This window comes from Bryocella sp., assembly GCF_058498515.1.
The window spans coordinates 269904-288524 of the sequence record NZ_JBMHYI010000041.1; the positions used below are offsets into that span (position 1 = coordinate 269904).

At 62.9% G+C, this 18621-nt stretch carries 16 protein-coding genes; 14 read left to right on the forward strand and 2 right to left on the reverse strand.

What is annotated here, in order from left to right; all coding sequences use genetic code 11:
• Window positions 1–9: 9 nt before the first annotated feature.
• Complete coding sequence (locus AC5E6W_RS11655; RefSeq protein WP_491752460.1) at window positions 10–3000, reverse strand: ATP-binding protein; 2991 nt, start codon at window positions 2998–3000, stop codon at window positions 10–12.
• Between the two features lie 353 nt (window positions 3001–3353).
• Here AC5E6W_RS11655 and AC5E6W_RS11660 point away from each other — a divergent pair, with 353 nt between their 5' ends.
• Window positions 3354–4250: an alpha/beta fold hydrolase gene (locus AC5E6W_RS11660; RefSeq protein ID WP_491752461.1), complete on the forward strand. Its 897-nt coding sequence runs from the start codon at window positions 3354–3356 to the stop codon at window positions 4248–4250.
• Window positions 4251–4412: 162 nt separating this feature from the next.
• The gene (locus tag AC5E6W_RS11665) at window positions 4413–5606 is read left to right on the forward strand and encodes an acyltransferase family protein (protein ID WP_491752462.1); all 1194 of its coding nucleotides are present in this window, start codon (window positions 4413–4415) and stop codon (window positions 5604–5606) included.
• Between the two features lie 2 nt (window positions 5607–5608).
• On the opposite strand, the gene AC5E6W_RS11670 is transcribed toward AC5E6W_RS11665, so the two are convergent.
• A complete protein-coding gene (locus AC5E6W_RS11670; RefSeq protein WP_491752503.1) occupies window positions 5609–6304 on the reverse strand; it encodes an alpha/beta hydrolase in 696 nt (231 codons plus the stop codon).
• Between the two features lie 98 nt (window positions 6305–6402).
• On the opposite strand from AC5E6W_RS11670, the gene AC5E6W_RS11675 reads away from it, so the two are divergent.
• The 12 genes from AC5E6W_RS11675 (at window position 6403) to AC5E6W_RS11730 (ending at window position 18511) form a co-directional block, all read left to right on the forward strand.
• Window positions 6403–7479 (forward strand): M20/M25/M40 family metallo-hydrolase, encoded by a 1077-nt coding sequence (locus AC5E6W_RS11675; RefSeq protein WP_491752463.1) that lies wholly within the window; start codon window positions 6403–6405, stop codon window positions 7477–7479.
• A gap of 47 nt (window positions 7480–7526) precedes the next feature.
• A complete protein-coding gene (locus tag AC5E6W_RS11680) occupies window positions 7527–8234 on the forward strand; it encodes a carbonic anhydrase (protein ID WP_491752464.1) in 708 nt (235 codons plus the stop codon).
• Window positions 8235–8284: 50 nt separating this feature from the next.
• Window positions 8285–8893 (forward strand): YdcF family protein, encoded by a 609-nt coding sequence (locus AC5E6W_RS11685; RefSeq protein WP_491752465.1) that lies wholly within the window; start codon window positions 8285–8287, stop codon window positions 8891–8893.
• Window positions 8894–8925: 32 nt separating this feature from the next.
• A complete protein-coding gene (locus tag AC5E6W_RS11690) occupies window positions 8926–9132 on the forward strand; it encodes a hypothetical protein (protein ID WP_491752466.1) in 207 nt (68 codons plus the stop codon).
• Complete coding sequence (locus AC5E6W_RS11695; protein ID WP_491752467.1) at window positions 9132–9437, forward strand: type II toxin-antitoxin system PemK/MazF family toxin; 306 nt, start codon at window positions 9132–9134, stop codon at window positions 9435–9437. Before AC5E6W_RS11690 ends, AC5E6W_RS11695 begins: the two co-directional genes overlap by 1 nt.
• Window positions 9438–9494: 57 nt before the next feature.
• Window positions 9495–13031, forward strand: a complete 3537-nt coding sequence (gene dnaE, locus AC5E6W_RS11700) for a DNA polymerase III subunit alpha (RefSeq protein WP_491752468.1) — start codon at window positions 9495–9497, stop codon at window positions 13029–13031.
• Window positions 13031–13714, forward strand: coding sequence for a hypothetical protein (locus AC5E6W_RS11705; RefSeq protein WP_491752469.1), 684 nt, complete (start codon window positions 13031–13033; stop codon window positions 13712–13714). The genes dnaE and AC5E6W_RS11705 overlap by 1 nt, the downstream gene beginning before the upstream one ends.
• 65 nt (window positions 13715–13779) lie before the next feature.
• Window positions 13780–14214 (forward strand): DoxX family protein, encoded by a 435-nt coding sequence (locus AC5E6W_RS11710; protein WP_491752470.1) that lies wholly within the window; start codon window positions 13780–13782, stop codon window positions 14212–14214.
• Window positions 14215–14294: 80 nt separating this feature from the next.
• Window positions 14295–14744, forward strand: coding sequence for a hypothetical protein (locus AC5E6W_RS11715; RefSeq protein ID WP_491752471.1), 450 nt, complete (start codon window positions 14295–14297; stop codon window positions 14742–14744).
• Window positions 14745–14781: 37 nt separating this feature from the next.
• Complete coding sequence (locus AC5E6W_RS11720; RefSeq protein ID WP_491752472.1) at window positions 14782–15648, forward strand: acetyl-CoA carboxylase carboxyltransferase subunit alpha; 867 nt, start codon at window positions 14782–14784, stop codon at window positions 15646–15648.
• A 104-nt stretch (window positions 15649–15752) separates the two neighbouring features.
• On the forward strand, window positions 15753–16772 hold the full coding sequence (locus AC5E6W_RS11725; RefSeq protein ID WP_491752473.1) for a CPBP family intramembrane glutamic endopeptidase: 1020 nt from the start codon (window positions 15753–15755) through the stop codon (window positions 16770–16772).
• A 245-nt stretch (window positions 16773–17017) separates the two neighbouring features.
• Complete coding sequence (locus AC5E6W_RS11730) at window positions 17018–18511, forward strand: hypothetical protein (protein WP_491752474.1); 1494 nt, start codon at window positions 17018–17020, stop codon at window positions 18509–18511.
• Window positions 18512–18621 lie beyond the last annotated feature (110 nt).

Genomic DNA, 18621 nt, shown 5'->3' on the forward strand with positions numbered 1-18621 from the left:
AAAGCTGCATTAGACATGCACTACCTTGCCTTCCTCTGTTCTGCCCTGTCGGCCGATCGCGTGAGGCTCTTGGCGTACCGGTGCATCGAGGGCAGGGAATTCCAAACGGAATACCGTACCCTCTCCTACGTTGGAAGATACTTCGATGGTTCCACTGTGCTCCTGAACAATGCCATAGGTTACGGCCATGCCCAGGCCTGTACCCTTGCGCTGCCCATCCTTCGGCGCCAGCTTGGTGGTAAAAAACGGGTCGTAGATGCGGCGCATCACCTCGGCGCTCATGCCGCACCCGTCGTCCTCCACCCGAAGTTCTACGCTTTGTCCATTAGACGTCGCAGTGGTCGCGATGCGCACGGTGCCTCGGCCTTTTTCCTGCAGCGCGTCCTTCGCATTGAGTACGAGGTTCACCAACACCTGCTGCAGCTTGCCGCGATTGCCATTGACCGAAGGCAGGCTCTCTGCCAGCTCCGCGATGACAGCAATACCGGCCGACCGCATCTGGTGCTCCAGCAGCATCACCGTCTCACGCACCGTAGCGTTCACATCGGTGCGTGAGAAATCCGTAGTCCCCATGCGTGAAAAGTTCAGTAGCCCATTGGCGATCTCGCTCGCGCGGAAAGTCTGCTGGATGATCTTGTCCAGCACCGGCTGCAGCTTCGCCCTGCTGACATCGTCAATCGCCAGCTGGTTCCCGAGTTGCTTGTTCAGCATCTGCGCATAGCTGGAGATCACGGCCAACGGCGTGTTCACCTCATGCGCCACACCCGCAGCCAGCAGGCCAATCGACGAGAGCTTCTCCGCCTGCGTGAGCTGGGTCTCCATGTTCACGCGGTCGGAGATATCGTCCACGATGATGATCCGGCCCACTGCGTGGAAGTCGCGATTGAGTAGCGGCGCAATCGTGATGTTGGCGATGCGCGCCTCGCCCGATGGCGTGGGCAGACGGAACTTGTACAGCGTGCTCGTGCCCTGCTCACCGCGCAGACGATCGAACTCCGTCTGAAACTCCGGCGGGAAGACCTCGCTCAGGTGCTTGCGCAGAGCGTCCGCACGCGGAGTCGCGTACATGACCTCCATCTGCGCATTCCAGCTCTCGATCCGGTCCTCGAGATCGACAGCGAACACTCCAATGTTGATCGACTCCACGATGTTTTCGTTGAAGTCGCGAAGCCGCTCGAAGTCGGTAATCTTTTGCTCCAGCCGCTGATACAGCTGCGCATTCTGGATCGCAATTCCGATGTATCCCGCCAGCGATTCCAGCAGCTCCATGTCCTCGGAGCTCAGAAAGTCTCCATCGCCCGTTCGGCCTAGCCCAAGCACCGCAATCGTCGAAAGCCCGTTGCCCTCATGCCGCGCCGCCCGACACGGGACGAAGTAGTTCAGGTCCAGCGCTGACGCCGCACGCCGTTCCGACTCCGGCAGCCGCAGCACAGCCTGCGCATTCTCAAAGAACAGATGCGACCCGCTGTCACGCCGATCGAAGTCCAGGAACCCCAGATCCAGCGAGTCCGGTGCCGAAGCCACCTGCTGCGACAGCCCATGCGATCCCGCCAGGCTGAAGCGAACCTCCATCCGCCCGCGGGGATTGCGATACTCCTGCGCCAGGAACACCGCCACGCGCGTAACCAGCAGCGTCTCCGGAAGCCGCTCCACAATCGAATCCAGCAGCGCGCGAAGATCCGTCTGCGCGTTCAGCTCGCGCCCGAACTCCACCAGCGAAGTCCGGTAGTCAATCTTCTTCGGATCAAACACCCGATCCACGCGTCCCTGCACCATCCGCTTCAGCGGATCGAAGACCAGTCCCGTGACGATGACCGCCGCAACCAGTCCCCAAACCCGCAGGCTGGGCAGCCTAGTATGCACCACCTCTGCGGTCAGTCCAATGACGCCGAAGTAGATCCCCACCAGCGCCGCGGTGACCAGCGTGTACGTCACACCGCGCTTGAAGATCAGGTCCACGTCCATCAACCGGTAGCGCACGATCGCCCAGCTGAACGTTAGCGGCAGCAGGATCAGCGCAAACACCGCAAGGTTGGTCAGGTTCCGCGGCACCGACCAATCGAAGAGGAACGGAATGACATAGATCGCGGTGAAGGGAAGCGTCGTCAGCACCGTGCCACGCGAAAGCCACTTCAACTGCTGGCGCTCCAGTGGCCGGCGCTCCGTGCGATACCGCACTCCGAAGACCACCGCCGCAAGGATGTAGTACGTCACCAGGTACGCGTAGTCGATCTTGTCCAGCCGATGCTGGAGCAGCTGCGTGGGCGACCAGTATTGCAGCGACAGATACCGCAGCGTAGCCAGCGCCGCGCCCGGAACATACAGCAGCGCATACAGCCAGCGATGCCGCCGTGGAGCAGCCGACTCGCCCGTAAACCCTAAGGCAAAGTGCAGGAACAACGCCGGCTGCAGCGCCGCAGCGATAAAGTTCGCGGTGAGCACCGCCAGGTCCAGCCCGTCGAACACCGCCGTGTACTTGAACGCGTACAGGATGAACGAGACCAGGCAGAAGACATAGAAGTGCGTCGACTTCGGCGCCGTCCAGCGCCGGAACAGCACATACAGGCCGATCGCCAGGTAGACCAGCGCGATCAGCCGCATCACCTGATGGTCGGTGCGGTCCGCCGGCTCCAGGACGATCGAGATGTCCACCGGTGTCGGAGGGCCGCCGGCACGTGGATGGCGAAGCACCGTATAGGTAGCCTTCTGCCAGATGCCGATGCCTTCGATGACCCGTTCTGCGACCGCCATCCGCGGCGTCGGCAGATCATTGATCGCGGTCAGGATGTCACCCGTGCGCAGACCCGCTTTGTCAGCCGGAGTCCCCGTCGGGACCATGTAAATCTCAAGCCCGCCGTGAACCTCTACCTTGGGGGCGCCATCGGTCGGGGGAACGTACGTTCCCTCCTGGACCATGTTGGCAATAGCCAAACCGGCCGCGGCCAGCGTAAAGATCGCCAGCAGCAGGGCAAGCAGACGGGTTTGGGCGCCGTTCTTCACGGGAAGCAGCCTATAAGTTGGACGTACGGGATTCTTGGCTGCAACTTTGGTGCCAATCCCGTAAGAGCCCACTGGTATGTCAATTCAGTGTACCGGTAACGCTGGATATGTACGTTTTCATAGTGCGATACGCAATTCGGAAGAAAATTGTTGCAACGATGATGCAGGAAAACGGTGCAAAATCGCGCATCTGGACAAGCTCGCGAATCTTCCCCAACCCTTGACCCAGCCCCCGCCATCCTGTGAACTGAAGAGATCATGTCTGTCTCGCGGCAAGGTGCCAAGGCTCACCCCATCTCAATCAGCGCTTCGCCCCGCCCCCGCGCCGAGGCACGCCGGAACACGACGTCGTAGTGTCTCCCTCTTCCAACCCTAAGCACCAGACGAACTGGCAGCGCTCGGAACGCATCGTGCGCGGCCTGCGTGTGTCTCTGCTGGAGCGTTGCTCCAACGTCCGCGCCACCGCCTCACCTATCCTCATGCTCCACGGCCTGGTCTCTGAGAGCACCTGCTACAAGCGCGTCCTCCGTCGACTGCCCCAGGATCACCGCGTCATCGCTGTGGATCTCCCCGGCTCCGGATACTCCGAACGGCCCGTCCCTGGCAGCGCCTCCTCCTGCACTACCTTCGCCGAAATGTCGGACATGCTCGTCGAGCTCATGGATGAGCTCGGCCTCGATCGTCCGATCCTCATGGGCCACTCCCACGGCGGAGCCATCTCGCTCTCCATCGCCGCCAGACACCCGGACCGCATTCGCGGTCTCGCCCTCATCTGTCCCGCCCATCCCTACTCCGGAGTCGAGCGCAAGATCGTGCGCTTCTACCTCTCCCCGGTCGGCCATGCCTTCGCCAATCTCCTCCCGCGGCTTCCGGACTGGCTCATGCTCTGGGTCTTCCGTCACATGCCGGGGTCACGCCGCACGCTGGAGATGACCGATATCGCGCCCTATCTGCACACGCTGCGAACCCCGGGCACCGTTGCGCAGATCCTGCGAATGGTCCGCTGCTGGAACGACGACATGCATCAGCTCGCGACGCGGCTCGACGCTACACCGCTGGACCTTCCCGTGCTCATGGTGTGGGGAGAGCGTGACGTGGTCGTCCCACCCTGGAGCGCAAGGCGCCTCGCCGCCCGCCTCTCAGACTGGAAACTCGTCCAGTTGCACGGAGTCGGCCATCTCCCCAATGACGAGTCTCCCAATAAGACTGCCGCTGTCATTCACGACTGGCTGATCCGCCGCGCACTCTGATTCATCCTCGCCAGCGGCGACATGTATGCCCGCAGTCATGATCCGGATTTGCTCGAATAAAAACCCTTTTGCATACGCCAAAAAGCGATTGTGAGGGCCTCAACAACACGATCACAATCTTCGCGCATCCCTCAATCAATTCAGTTTTGATTTGGGGGAAGAGTGACAGCAAACGGGCCTCGCAGTTGGATCTCCGAGCGCTACCATTCGTTCAATGGCTTACGCGGCACCGCCGTTCTCATGGTCTTCCTCGTGCACTACGGCTACATGATGGTTCCGGCACGTTCGGTCGAGTTTCTTTGGGTGGGAGTGGATCTTTTCTTTGTACTCTCCGGCTTCCTGATCACCGGGATCCTGTGCGACTCAGTCGATTCGCCGACATATTTTCGTGACTTCTACACGCGCCGCGCCTTACGCATCTTTCCCCTCTATTACGGCTTCTATTTCTGCGTCATCCTGCTGACCCCCGTCCTTCACCTGCACTACGACGGCGTCGTAATCTGGGGCAACATGCTGTACGTGATGAACTTCGTGATGCGGCATGCCGTCGAACATCACAATCCCACGATCTTGACCATTGGCCATCTACAACCGCCCGTCGAGCTCGGAGTAGTGTGGAGTCTCTGTGTTGAAGAGCACTTCTACCTGGTGTGGCCGTGGGTCGTGCGGTACTTTCGCGGTCGTCGCCGCGCCTTGATCGTCGTCTGCCTCATCGGCGTACTGGCTGTCATGACCCTGCGCACCGTGCTGTTCCTCCACGACCCCGGGGAGGCCCTCCAGACCCGCTACCTCTATTTCGCGACCTACTCCCGCTGCGACACGCTGCTCCTGGGAGCCTTCCTCGCACTCTGCTTGCGTGAGTACCGCATCACCCCGCAACGCTTCCGCGCTCTAGCAACGTCCGCGATTGCAGTGGGCATCGCGGCCATCGGCATTGGACTGGCTCTCAATCACACACCGGTGGCCAAGGACTCAGGCCACCCCGTGTTCGCCACCTACGGCTACACCTTCGTCGGCATCGCCGCTGTCGGTGTCGTCATGCTGGCGATCGACGACGCCTCTCTCCTGAGCCGGATCTTCCGCACACGTTGGCTCGCGAGGCTTGGCACGATAAGCTACGGCATGTACTTCCTCCACTGCCTTCCGCTGGCGTTCTTTGGCAGCATTCGTGCCGCCAGGTTTCACATCTCAGGTCTGGTGGTGCTAGCTGCCTTCGCCTGCACCTATGCGGCGGCGTATCTCAGCTATCGCTATCTCGAATCGCCGTTCCTGCGGCTCAAGGATCGGTTCGCTCCTCCCGTCGCCCACGAGACGACGCCCGCGCCCGCAGAGGCACTGATCCGCCTCGCGGCCTGAGATTACGCTTCGCCCGATAGCCCAAACTCGTCCCGCACCCACGACCGGATAGCCGCTCCCAGCTGAGGCAGCTTACTGTCCGGCGATCCCTCGATCCCAGCAAAAAAGTGGTCGGCCCCCGGCACCCACACCACCCGCTTTGGCTCTGGCGCTGAAGCCACGATCGCATTCAGCATCTCCACAGGTCCGAACGGATCATGATCGCCCGAGACGAACAGCTTCGGAGCCGCTCCACACGCCGGCAGGAAGTTGTAACTGTAGTTCCGGCCCTCCGCCTCAACCGGCAACCCGATGCCAACCAGCCCCCGAACCCGAGCGTCCCCACAACACGCCCGCAGCCCCACATTCGATCCGAACGAGAACCCAGCAAACAGGATCGGCAGACCGTAGCGCGCATCCAGCCAGTCCAGCGCGGCGCGAACATCATCCACCTCGCCATGCCCCTCATCATGCGCGCCCTCACTCAGTCCTGTGCCGCGGAAGTTGAACCGCAGCACTGGCAGGCCAAAGCTGGAGAACGCTTTGGCCGCGTGGTAGACCACCTTGTTATGCATCGTCCCGCCACCCAGCGGATGAGGATGCGCCACCAGCGCGGCATAGAGCGCGTCTTCGCGCCCCGTGTTCAACAATGCCTCGAGCCGTCCGGCGGGACCGCGCAGGTCCTCCACCGTCTTCACATGCGAACGCCAATCCGACATACCCGCAGTGTAGGGCACAGCGTTTCTTCGTACTCCGCACGTCCTGTATCCCTCAACGTTTACAGCGCTGCGCCGCCACCAAGCTATCCTGTACCAACATGGCCATCGATCCAATCGAGCTGACGAAGCGACTTGTCGACATCGAGTCGACGACCTACCACGAGGGCGAGTGCGGCGAGTTTCTCGCCGAGTACCTCCTCAGCCTGGGCTATGACGTGACCCGTCAGCCTGTGCCGCCGCCTGATCCCGCGCGCACACCCGGAGCTCTGCGCGAGAAGCCCGCCCTTCCGCGCTTCAACATCTACGCCGTCCCACGCTCCGACGGCGGTTTCGGCGTCCAGCCCGAGGTCGTCTTCTCCACTCACTTCGACACCGTGCCCCCGTTCCTCGGCCCCTGCAGCGAGGACGAAACGCATCTCTACGGCCGCGGCGTCTGCGATGCCAAAGGCATCCTCGCAGCGCAGGTCGCCGCCTCGCAAAAGCTGCTCGAAGAGGGAATTCTCACCGGCCTGCTCTTCGTCGTCGGCGAAGAACGCGACTCAGCCGGAGCCAAAATCGCCAACGAGCTCCCGCTCAACGACCCGCCTCGTCCCAGGTTCCTCATCAACGGCGAGCCCACCGACAACCGCCTCGCCCTCGCCTCCAAGGGCTGCCTCCGTGTCGAACTCCACGCCAGCGGCAAGATGGCCCACTCCGCCTATCCTGAACTCGGCGACAGCGCCATCAACAAGCTCCTCACCGCGCTCGAGAACGTCCGCGCCCTCCAGCTTCCCATCGTCGAAGGCATCGGCGACACCACGCTGAACATCGGCATCCTCTCCGGCGGCCGCGCCCCCAACGTCATCCCCGATAAAGCCGAAGCCCACCTCCTCATCCGCCTGGTCGGCCCGGCCGAGGGCATCCGCAAGAGCATCCTCGCCGCCTGCGAAGGACTGTGCGAAGTCCTCTTCACCCTCGAGTTGCCCTTCGTCCAGATGCGCGCCCTTGATGGCTTCGACACCATGGTCGCCAAGTTCACCACCGACATCCCGTCGCTCACCACCTGGGGTGAGCCGCTGCTCCTCGGCCCCGGCTCCATCCACGTAGCCCACACTCCCGACGAAAAAATCCTCAAACGGGAACTGCTCGATTGCGTCGATCTCTATGTCCGTGCCGTGAAGATGCTTTGCAGCTAGAATTCGGCCTGCCACGAGTAGCCCATTTCTAGCATTGCGAGGTCTCCATGAGTTCTCCTCTGAATCGTCTAAATCGCCGCGACGTGCTGAGGGCCGCCGTTGGCTCGTTGTTCGTTAGTCCTGCCACGTCCCTGCTCGCCGCGACACCCGCCGGACAGGATGTCTCCCACTCCCCGCTCTTTCCCGCGCCGGCCACGCCGGAGGCTGCTGTGCGCCTGCTGCAGGAAGGGAATGAACGCTATCTTGCCGAGAAATTCCTCATGTTCCAGCACAGCCCGGCAGAGCTGCGTCGCGCAAGCTGGGAGCACCAGTCGCCGTTTGCGGCCATCCTTACTTGCTCGGACTCCCGTGTTCCCCCTGAGATCATCTTCGACCAGAGCCTCGGTTGCCTCTTTGTGGTGCGCGTAGCGGGCAACATCGCCGCGCCGGACACACTAGCCAGCCTTGAGTACGCAGCCGCGGAGTTGGGGGTAAAGACGATCCTGGTGATGGGCCACACCGAGTGCGGCGCCGTGAAGGCCACCATCGCGCTCAAACCCGTGCCGGGACAAATCAGCTCTCTCTTCCAGTACATCCGTCCCGCCGTTGAAACCTCACACGATGTGAACGAAGTCTCTCGCAGGAACGCGATACTTCAGGCCAAAACGCTGCGCGAATCTTCACCTGTCCTCGATGACATGGTGCAGCAGCGCAAGGTCTCCGTGCGGGCGTCTCTCTACGACGTCGTTTCGGGCAGAGTAAGACTGCTCGACTGAACCGGCGCATTCACGCTCCTTAGCGCCGCATGACATAAGATCGGGGCAACATGCTGCTCCGACACTGGCTCCTCCTGCCGGCGGCCACCATTACCGCGACCGCGCTCATGGCGAACTACCACGCCATCCCGCTGAGCAACACCACCGCGAAACACTTCGACGCCATCATCGTCCTCGGCACTCCGACCAAGGACGACGGCACACCCAGCCCCGAGCAGCGCGAGCGCACCGAAGAAGGCGTCCGCGAGTTCAAAGCCGGAGTAGCACCAGTCCTCATCATGACCGGAGGCCCCGCACACAACACCTTCGTCGAGGGCGAGGCCATGAAGAAGCTCGCGGTGAGCGAAGGAGTGCCTGCCGAAGACGTCCTCGTCGAAGGCCAGGCCAGGGACACCATCCAAAACATCTATTACTCCGACCAGATCCTCGAAGCCCACCGCTGGCACACCGTCGAGGTCGTCAGCAGCCCGAGCCACTTACCCCGGGCCGCGCTGATCCTCTCCCACTGGAAGGACCTCAAATGGTCTACCCACGCATCGCACTGGCCCCCCGAGTACACCCAACCCATCATCGACGCCATGTTCACCCACGAAGCCACCTACGTCTGGACCCTCACCCACGAAGGCTTCAAGCACAATGACTACCTGCCGGGAAGCTAGTAAGTCATAACTCCGGGGAGTAGACTTTCCCCATGGCTTCCCAGCCCAAACCCGAGCCTGAGTGGGTGCCGATGACCGCCGAGCAGCTGCTCGCCATCCGTGGTACGCCCGAGTTTGAGATCGAATACCGCCGGCAGATGAAGGTCATCGCGGAACACGACCGCAAGTCCGGTGAGAACCTCGCCGCTGAGTTCTTCGATTGGAACGTTCCCGGATGGACTTACGACGCGGATCTATAGTGACTGCCGCACCAGCGGGCAGCTTTGGAAAGCCGCGACCGGTGCTCGTCGTTCAGGCCATCTTCACCGAGCCGCGCGAGAACATTGCGGTTTGTTTCATTACTAGCGACCTCCTGCGCCAGCCCGGCTTGCGTGTTCCGATCGCGCCAACTTCACAGAATGGCCTCCGTATCCCGTCTGAGGTCATGGTGGACATGGTTCAGACCGTTCCCTTGGGCCGCCTCGGCCGCGTCGTTGGTTTTATGGACGAAGCGACCATGCACGAGGTTGACGCTGCACTCCGCCTCTTCCTTGGACTTCCATAGATTCCAGCACCCTTTTCCACGCCATGCCTCCCGTTAACCACGCAGTAAACTAGCCCTATGGCGGCCGAGTTTACCCATCTCCATCTCCACACCGATTACTCACTCCTCGACGGCGCCTGCGACGTCGACAAGCTCGCCGCGCACGTCGCCAAGATGGGCCAGACCTCGGCCGCGATGACAGACCACGGCAACATCTACGGCGCCGTCCACTTCTTCGACGCCATGAAGAAGAAGAACCTCAAGCCCATCCTCGGCTGCGAGCTCTACGTCTGCAAAGAGGACGACCATCGCCGCGAGTTCGCCAAGGCCGACTCCAAGTACAACCACCTGCTCATCCTCGCCGAGAACGAAGCCGGCTACCGCAACCTCGTCCGCCTCACCAGCGAGGCCGCGCTGCATGGCTTCTACAAGAAGCCCCGCGTCTCCAAGAAGTTCCTCTCCGAACACACCGAAGGCCTCATCGCCTTCTCCGGCTGCCTCGCGGGCGAGGTCTCCGAGCACCTGATGGGGGGCCGCTACGAGCAGGCCAAGAAGGTCGCCGGCGACTACGAGACCATGTTCGGCCGCGGCAACTACTTCCTCGAAGTCCAGGACCATCACCTCGAGCCCGACAAGGCCGTCATCGAGGCCATGTTCCGCCTCGAGCGCGAGCTCGACATCCCGCTGATCGCGACCAACGACTCACACTACGTCGCCGACACCGACTCCCGCGCCCACGAGATCCTGCTCTGCGTCCAGACCGGCGGATCGATGAACGATCCCAAGCGCTTCAAGTTCGACACCCAGGAGTTCTACATCAAGAGCGCCGAAGAGATGCATCGCCTCTTCGCCGACGCTCCAGAGGTCTGCACCCGCACCATGCAGTTCCCGGAGCGTTGCGCCCTCGAGCTCGCCAAGGTCAAGAACCCATTCCCCAAGTTCGATTGCCCCGACGGCATGGATCTCGACGCCTACTTCGAACACGTCTGCCGCGAGGGTTGGAAGATGCGCCGCGACACCGCCATCGCGCATCTCGAAGCCACCGGCAAGCTTCGCCACAGCATCGCCGAGTACGAGGCCCGCCTCGATCGCGAGATTGACTGCATCAAGAGCATGAAGTTTCCCGGCTACTTCATGATTGTTTGGGACTTTATCGCCTACGCCAAGCGGCAGAACATCCCCGTCGGCCCCGGCCGTGGATCGGCCGCTGGCTCGCTGGTCGCCTACGTCATGGAGATCACCGACGTCGATCCCATCCAGAACAATCTTCTCTTCGAGCGCTTCCTCAACCCCGAGCGCGTCTCCATGCCCGATATCGATATCGACTTCTGCATGAACCGCCGCGGTGAGGTCATCGAGTATGTGCGCGGCAAGTACGGCGTCGATCAGGTCGCGCAGATCATCACCTTCAACACCATGGCCGCCAAGGCTGCGATCAAGGATGTAGGCCGCGCGCTCGACGTGCCTTATGGCGAAGTCGATCGCATCGCCAAGCTCATCCCCGCAACCATCGGCATCACCATTGAGCAAGCGCTCAAAGACTCTCCACCGCTGCTGCAGGCCTACGAGTCCGACACCAAGATCCGCGAGATCATCGACACCGCGATGAAGCTCGAAGGCCTCGTGCGCGGGGCCGGCGTGCACGCCGCCGGCGTCGTCATCGCGCCGGCTCCGCTCACCGAACTCGTCCCCGTCACCCGCACCAAGGACGACGCCATCGTCACCAGTTACGACATGAAGGCCGTCGAGAAGATGGGCCTTCTCAAGATGGACTTCCTCGGGCTCACGACTCTCACCGTCATCGACGATTGCCTCAAGCTCATCAAGTCCAATCGCGGTGAAATCGTCGAGATGGCGAAAGTCCCGCTCGACGACCAGGAGACCTACGAGAAGGTCTACCACCGGGCGCTCACCTCGGGCGTCTTCCAGTTCGAGTCCTCAGGAATGCGAGACGTGCTTCGCCGCTACAAGCCCACCAGCGTCGAAGACCTCACCGCCCTCAACGCACTCTATCGTCCCGGCCCGATCCAGGGCGGCATGATCGACGACTTCATCGAGCGCAAGTGGGGCCGCCGCCCGGTCGAGTTCATGTTCCCCGAGCTCGAGCCCATCCTCCGCGAGACCCTTGGCGTCATCGTCTATCAGGAGCAGGTCATGCAGATCAGCTCTGCCATCGGTGGCTACTCGCTCGGTGGCGCTGATCTTCTTCGTCGGGCCATGGGTAAGAAAGACCCCTCGGAGATGGCCAAGCAGCGTGACATCTTCATGAAGGGCGCCGCCGAACGCAAGTTCGACAAGAACACCGCCGGCGCTCTCTTCGATCTCATGGAGCAGTTCGCGGGCTACGGCTTCAACAAGTCGCACTCGGCCGCGTACGCCATGCTCGCGTATCACACCGCGTGGCTCAAGACCCACTATCCCGTCGAGTTCATGGCCGCGCTGCTCACCTCCGAAACCTCGAAACCCGAGAACGTCGTCAAGTACATCGGCGAGTGCCGCGAAATGAACATCTCGGTCGTCCCGCCCGACGTCCAGATCTCCGCCGCGAACTTCACTCCCGCCGGCGACTCCATCCGCTTCGGCCTCGCAGCCATCAAGAACGTCGGCCACAACGCCATCGAGTCGATCATCCAGGCCCGCGCAGCACTGCAGGCGGAAGGGAAGCAGGGCTTCGCAACGCTGTGGGAGTTCTGCGAAAAGATTGAGCTCCGTCTGCTCAACAAGCGAGTGCTCGAATCGCTCTGCAAAGCCGGTGCCCTCGATGCCTTCGGCCCACGTGGCCAGGTCATGGCCGCTTTAGACAAGTGCATCGAGCGCGCGCAGAAATCTCAGAAGGATGCCGCCGCAGGCCAGCACGGTCTCTTCGGCATGTTCGACGAGCCCACGACAAAGTCCTCCGGCGGCGCCGATCCACTCCCCGCCGCGCCCGAGTGGGACGAGCACGAGCGCTTGCAGAACGAGAAAGACGTTCTCGGCTTCTTCGTCTCCGGTCACCCCATGGACAAGTACCGCGAGAAGCTCCGCAACATGAAGGTCGTCGACACCGCGACCGCGTGCGAGATGAAGCCCGAGCCCGCCGTCTTCACTCGCGGTCGTCGCGAAGAGTCCAACAACGAAATCTCGATCGCCGGTGTCATCACCGGTCTACGAGTCGCCAAGAGCAAGCGCTCCGGCGAGATGTATGCCTCCGCGAACCTCGAAGACACCTTCGGCAAGATCGAGATGATCGCCTTTCCCGCAGCCTATGAGAAGCTCGCCGAGAAGCTGAAGATCGATGTCCCCGTCCTTGTGCGCGGCTCGCTCCGCGGCGAAGAAGACTCCGCGCCCAAGCTCGCCATCAGCGGCATCCAGGCGCTTGAAGACGTACAGATCCGACTCCCCGACGCACTCCGCATCCGAGTCCCGCTCCATCATCCTGACGTCGAGCTGCTCGACAAGCTCGTCGCCATCTTCCGCGATGCTCCGGGCAAGGGCAAGCTCCTGCTCAACCTCGAAGAGCCCGACAGCTTCTGCGCCGTGCTCGAGCCCAGCGGCATGTCCGTCGCCGCCGACGTGCAGTTCATTGAGCGCGTCGAATCGCTCGTAGGCCGCGGCGCCGTACAGGTGATCAACTGATGCGCAGTCATCTGCTCTTGCTCACCCTTGCGGCAACGACTCTTACTGCAACAGCGCAAAGCCCAACACCCCTTCCCGCAAACTACAAAACCGTCCTCGAAAACTCCGACGTCCTCGTCCAGCGCGTGCACTACGGCCCGCATGAGTTCGTCCCGCCGCACGACCACTACGCCGTCGTCACGGTCCTCGTCTATCTCAACGACTCTGGCGTCGTCGAGCTCATCCACGACCCCAAGCCCGGCGACACCGAGCCCGATGTCGTCAAGCGCCCGCCCACGCACACCGGAGCCTTCCGCATCGGCCCCGCCGCCTTCGAGCGCCATTCCGTGCGCAACCTCGGCGACGTCCCCTCCGATTTCTTCCGCGTCGAACTGAAGAAGTACCCGCCCGACGCCCTCAAAGACCAGGTCCGCGGCCCCGCTCCCACACCGCCGCTGCACGATGGCGTCACCACCGAGTACAAGGACGCCCACCTGCGCATCGATCGCATCGTCTGCAAGGCCGCAACGCTATGCAACGTCGACGCCGATCCCGCACCCTCCGTGCTCATCACCATTCCCACGCCAGAAGAGCTCAACAAGGATCCGCGCCTCGCTCAGTGGATTCCCGCAGCCGCGCACCTCGTCATCACCACCAGCAACGATCACGCGCAGTATCTTCGCATCCTGCTATTGCAGCCGTAGCCGTATCGTCGCGGCGGGCTTAAGCGTCTCAACCTCCAGGAATGAAACGAAGGAGCGAGACGCCCATGCTGACCACCTACGTACCAGCCACCCGCGACCAGCGCCTTGCCTACCAGCTGCTTCGCCTCTTCATCGGTCTCGACTTCTTCGGCCACGGCTTCGCGCGCATCTTCACGGGAACGCACCTCGCCGGCTTCGCGCAGGGCATGGTCAAGAACATGTCTTCCGCACCGCTCCCTCCGCAACTCGTGCTCGCCACTGGCTACATCGTCCCCTGCGTCGAGCTCCTCATTGGCATCCTGCTGATCTCCGGCCTGCTCGTCCGCCACGCGTTAGTCGCCGCGCTGCTCCTGATGCTAGTTCTCATCTTTGGCGTCACCATGAAGCAGGACTGGAACGTAGCAGGGCAGCAGCTCCTCTATGCTCTTGTACTTGCGCTACTCCTCTTCGGCCGCGAACGCTACAACCTCTCCTGGAGCGCGCTGTTCCGCCGAGATTGATACCCGATTCCGAAGCCACAGTCTGAGCTGCTCCCCGCACGCCACTTCCCAAGCACTTCGAGATAGAGTTCAATCACGCCATGCTTGAGTCGTTCGAACGCACCACCACCCGTGAGCAGCAATTCGCCTACGCTGTGCTGCGTTCATTTCTCGGGATATGTTTTTGCGCTCACGGCTTCCTCCTGCTCTTCTTTGGCAGCGGCCTTCCCTCGGTCGCCAGCCACATGATGTTCGCGCTGGCTGAGACCCAACTGCCTCCCAGCCTGACGTTGCTCTTCGGCTACTCGCTCCCGTTTATTGACATCCTCATCGGCAGCATGCTCATTCTCGGCGTTGCCACCCTGCCGGCGATCACGCTCGCGATCCTTTACCTCTTCATCCTCGTCATCAGCTTCGCGCTCGAGGCCGACTACCTCTCGCTGGTCATCGTCCTTGGGACCGGCTGCGCGCTCGCATTCCTCCTCGTGGGCCACAAGCGCTTCGACCTCCCTTGGCACCGCTTGCTGATCAAGCGCAAAACTCAGCCCTGAAAGCCCGCGTTCGCTTACAATCGAACAGGTATTGAGCATGGCTGAAACCACACCGCAGAAAACACTCCCCAAAACAGTTCCCGGTCCCGCCGCTCCCGTCCCTGAGGCCTGGCTCCAAACCGAGCTTGCCCGGCATCCGCAACGACCCTACCCGATGGACTACATCAACGCGCTGTTCACGGACTTCAGCGAGATCCACGGCGACCGCCAGTTCGCGGACGATCCCGCGATGTCCTGTGGCATGGCCCGCTTCCACGGCGAGCCCGTGTTGGTGGTCGGCAACCTCAAGGGCCGCACGCTCAAGGAGCGTGTCGTGCGCAAGTTCGGCTCGCCCGACCCCGAAGGCTACCGCAAGGCCCTCCGCGCGATGAAGATCGCCGAGAAGTTCGGCCGCCCTGTCTTCACCTTCATCGACCTCGCCGGCGCCAACGCCGGCCTTGGTGCCGAAGAGCGCGGCCAGGGTGAAGCCATCGCCCGCAACCTCCTCGAGATGTCCCGCCTCCGCGTCCCCACCATCGCCACCATCACCGGCGAAGGCGGCTCCGGCGGTGCACTCGCGCTCGCAGTCGCCGACCGCGTCCTCATGCTGGAGAAGGCGATCTACTCCGTCATCTCTCCCGAGGCCTGCGCATCGATCATGTGGCGCGACGCCAATAAGCGGCAACAGGCCGCCGAAGCCCTTCGCTACACCGCGACCGACGTCAAGATGCTCGGCTGTGTCGACGACGTCGTCCGCGAGCCCGAAGGTGGAACCCACACCGATCCTGCCTGCGCCATGGAGCTCGTCAACGAGCGCCTGGTAGCGCACTTCGCTGAGCTGAAGAAGCTTTCCATCGACGATCTCCTCGCCGCCCGTTACGCCAAATTCCGCAACATCGCGCAGTTCTACACCAGCGCGGCCTGACCCTTTCGCGGGCAGGCCATCTCTGGTGGCCTCCACCCCGCTCCCGCCGGAGACGCGTCCAACCCCCATTGCAAGCTCCACTCCAGCCCGCGACACCTCGCTCCATGCAGGTGGCCCAGTTTGTTACGGGGCTGCTGTGGATGTTTGCCGCTCGCTCCGTCTCCGAGCGCGCGACACAGCTCCTTGTCTCGCGCCTCAATCTCCCACTGCTCTACGCTCCACTGCAGCACGCCATGCTGGTCGCCCTGCTGGCGGCAGGTTTCGCCGCGCTTAGCTGGCTCGGTACGCGCCGCGGCAGCCTGCGAGACTCCAACGCTCTGCCCGCCCGTCCCACCACCCTTGAAGAGTGGTCCCGCGGCTTTGCTCTCGGCTGGGGCATGGTGCTCTTCGCCCTCCTGCCGCTGGTGCTCTTCGGTGGTCTTGGCCCGAGCTTCCTCTTTACGCCCTCGCTCATCGGCCGCACCCTCCTGGCCATCGTCTCGCTTGCCCTCTCTTCGCTAGCCACCGAGCTCGCCTTCCGCGGCTTCCTCTACCAGCGCCTCACCGCAGCCACCGGCATCATCGCCTCCACCTTCCTGATGGCGCTCTTCTACGCCTTCTTCTGCGCCGCGCACCCCAACTCCACCGCCTTCACCTTCGTGGTCACCTTCCTCTTCGGCCTCTTCTACTCCGTAGCCTGGCAGCGGACCCATGCCCTGTGGGTCGGCTGGGGAGTGCACTTTGCCTGGAGCCTGGTCGCTGGCGTCGTCTTCGGCCTTCCCGTCGCCGGATACTCCACCTACTCCACGGTGGTGCAGAGCTCTACCTCCGGCTATGACTTTCTCACCGGCGGAGCCTACGGGCTGGAGGGCTCGCTCGTAGCCGCGATCGCCGTCTGCCTCGGACTCCCTGTCCTCTATCGCATGACCCGCGACTACGCCTGGCACTACACCGTGCCGGAGATCGTTCCCGCCGGCTTCCCGATGGAGGTTGCGCCTCCCCCGGCGCACGCCGAGATGGAAGCCAAGGCTGCCCCACTGGTCCAAATCGCTACGATCACCCCCGCAGGCGCCTCGACAATGACCGAGGCCAACGAGTTGCTCCGCCGCGAACGCGACGCTCGCGATACTCCCGACTCCGAGTAGCCACCAAGTCGCAGCCAGCACATCCCCGTTTCATCCGGAATCTTCCCGCCAGGAGAGATGGTCTCTCTCGCGCAGGGCAGATCAAGGCCCCACCTAGCTCTTTCGCTTTATGGAACACCTGCGTCCGATCATGCATTCCGCCACTTGCCAGAAGCAGAGCGAAGGTGGACAATCTCGGCATCTGAAGGTGGTGCCCCATGGGCTCTCTTCCGCTGCGCAGGCTTACGCGAGACATACCACTCACCATGGCGCCCGTGGTTGTTCTCGCCACGCTCCTGGCTGCTATGGGGTTCGCGCGTGCTCAGGTCTTCGTCGTCGGTGAAAAGACCGCCGAGGCCGATGTCACCACCGACTTCCATCCCACCCACGTCGAGCTCCCCACCCAGCCCCTCAGCGAAGGCGGCTACATGGATCTCATCCGCAATCTTGAGGCGGAACAAGGCTTCGCCCATCGTGAGCTCCCACTGGGCGCCGGCCTCACACTGGTCGCCAACGGCAACCTGACCCCTCGCGGCGACGACTACAAGCAGCTGCTTTACAAGAAGGGAGAGTCGGCCGCAGCAGGCGAGCGCGTCGCCATCACCTCACTCAAGGTGGAGCGCGACCGCATCATCCTCGATGTCAACGGCGGTCCCTACGCGAAGCACCGCATCCTCTCCCACATCAGCCTGAACGACATGCAGCTGGCTCAGCAGGGTCCGCTTGCCACTGGCTCCCGCATCACCCTGGTCTTCGAAGGCGGCATCCCTGAGGTCACCGCCGCCGAGGTCAAGGCGCTCCTCGATCCGATCATCGACTTCCGCGCCCGCTCCGCCGCCGAGGCCTATGCCAACTCCATGAGCCCAGTCGTCCGCGACGCCATCGAGTCCCACAAAATCCTCGTCGGCATGGACCAGCGCATGGTGCTCGCCTCGCTGGGCGCACCCCAGACCAAGCACCGCGAGCACGCCAGCAGCAACGACCCCAACTCTCCCGTCCTCGAAGAATGGATCTACGGCGAGCCTCCCACCCCCATCCAGTTCGTCCGCTTCCGCGGTGGTCGAGTCGTGCGGCTTGAGATCGCCGCCATCGGCCGCCCCATCGAGATTCACGACAAGAGCGAACTCGGCGGCGACCTCAACGAGCCTGTCCTGCAGGCCCGCACCATCCTCAACGGCGATGAGCAACGCGTCCGCGGCGGAGACCTTGGAGCACGCCGCCCGCCAACACTCGCGCGTCCCGGCGAGGTGCTCGACGCCTCCGTGACCACCATGGGCAAAGTACAGATCCCCGGCAGCGCCGCCGACGCGAAAGACTGCAACCCGGCAGGGAACAGCTCGCCTAGTTCCTCTGGCTCGACCAACTCGACGTCCGCCGCGACCTCGACTCCCACACAAACCCCCACCACCACCCAGCCCGCGGCTTCGTCCGGAACCGCCTCGCCCGCGCCCTGTCCCGCAGTCGCACAACAGGACGAACCAAAGAAGCGCACCACGCAACCCACCATTGCCAGCGGGACACCCCCGATCGGAATGCCGGAAGACGCCGGCAACCCCAGCTCCGACAGCCCAGCCAGCATCGGCACCTCAACTCAGTCAGGCCCCGGAGCCACCCCCGGAAGGCCCACTTCCGGACTCCCGGGCGCAGGGCTTCCAGGCTCCAGCTCACCCGGAGGCGGCTATCCCGGATCGACGCCGACCTTCCCCGGCAGCGGCGTTCCCCCTGGCCCCAACCACGTCGCCCCGGTCATGCTCCCCTGAGCATCCGAGGCCTGCACTCCCGTCCCGGCTGGTGTAAGATAAGAGCGAGCTGTACCGGCTCCGTCCTTCCTGTTTGGCCCCGCCACAAGCCAGCCCCAACAGAACGCAGA

Excerpts from the sequence above, each read along its gene's own strand:
- AC5E6W_RS11720 (WP_491752472.1), top strand. The coding sequence starts at position 14,782 with ATGGCTGAAACCACACCGCAGAAAACACTCCCCAAAACAGTTCCCGGT.
- AC5E6W_RS11680 (WP_491752464.1), top strand. The coding sequence starts at position 7,527 with ATGAGTTCTCCTCTGAATCGTCTAAATCGCCGCGACGTGCTGAGGGCC.
- AC5E6W_RS11685 (WP_491752465.1), top strand. The coding sequence starts at position 8,285 with ATGCTGCTCCGACACTGGCTCCTCCTGCCGGCGGCCACCATTACCGCG.
- AC5E6W_RS11690 (WP_491752466.1), top strand. The coding sequence starts at position 8,926 with ATGGCTTCCCAGCCCAAACCCGAGCCTGAGTGGGTGCCGATGACCGCC.
- AC5E6W_RS11725 (WP_491752473.1), top strand. The coding sequence starts at position 15,753 with ATGCAGGTGGCCCAGTTTGTTACGGGGCTGCTGTGGATGTTTGCCGCT.
- AC5E6W_RS11710 (WP_491752470.1), top strand. The coding sequence starts at position 13,780 with ATGCTGACCACCTACGTACCAGCCACCCGCGACCAGCGCCTTGCCTAC.
- AC5E6W_RS11670 (WP_491752503.1), bottom strand. The coding sequence starts at position 6,304 with ATGTCGGATTGGCGTTCGCATGTGAAGACGGTGGAGGACCTGCGCGGT.
- AC5E6W_RS11705 (WP_491752469.1), top strand. The coding sequence starts at position 13,031 with ATGCGCAGTCATCTGCTCTTGCTCACCCTTGCGGCAACGACTCTTACT.
- AC5E6W_RS11730 (WP_491752474.1), top strand. The coding sequence starts at position 17,018 with ATGGCGCCCGTGGTTGTTCTCGCCACGCTCCTGGCTGCTATGGGGTTC.
- AC5E6W_RS11715 (WP_491752471.1), top strand. The coding sequence starts at position 14,295 with ATGCTTGAGTCGTTCGAACGCACCACCACCCGTGAGCAGCAATTCGCC.
- AC5E6W_RS11675 (WP_491752463.1), top strand. The coding sequence starts at position 6,403 with ATGGCCATCGATCCAATCGAGCTGACGAAGCGACTTGTCGACATCGAG.
- dnaE (WP_491752468.1), top strand. The coding sequence starts at position 9,495 with ATGGCGGCCGAGTTTACCCATCTCCATCTCCACACCGATTACTCACTC.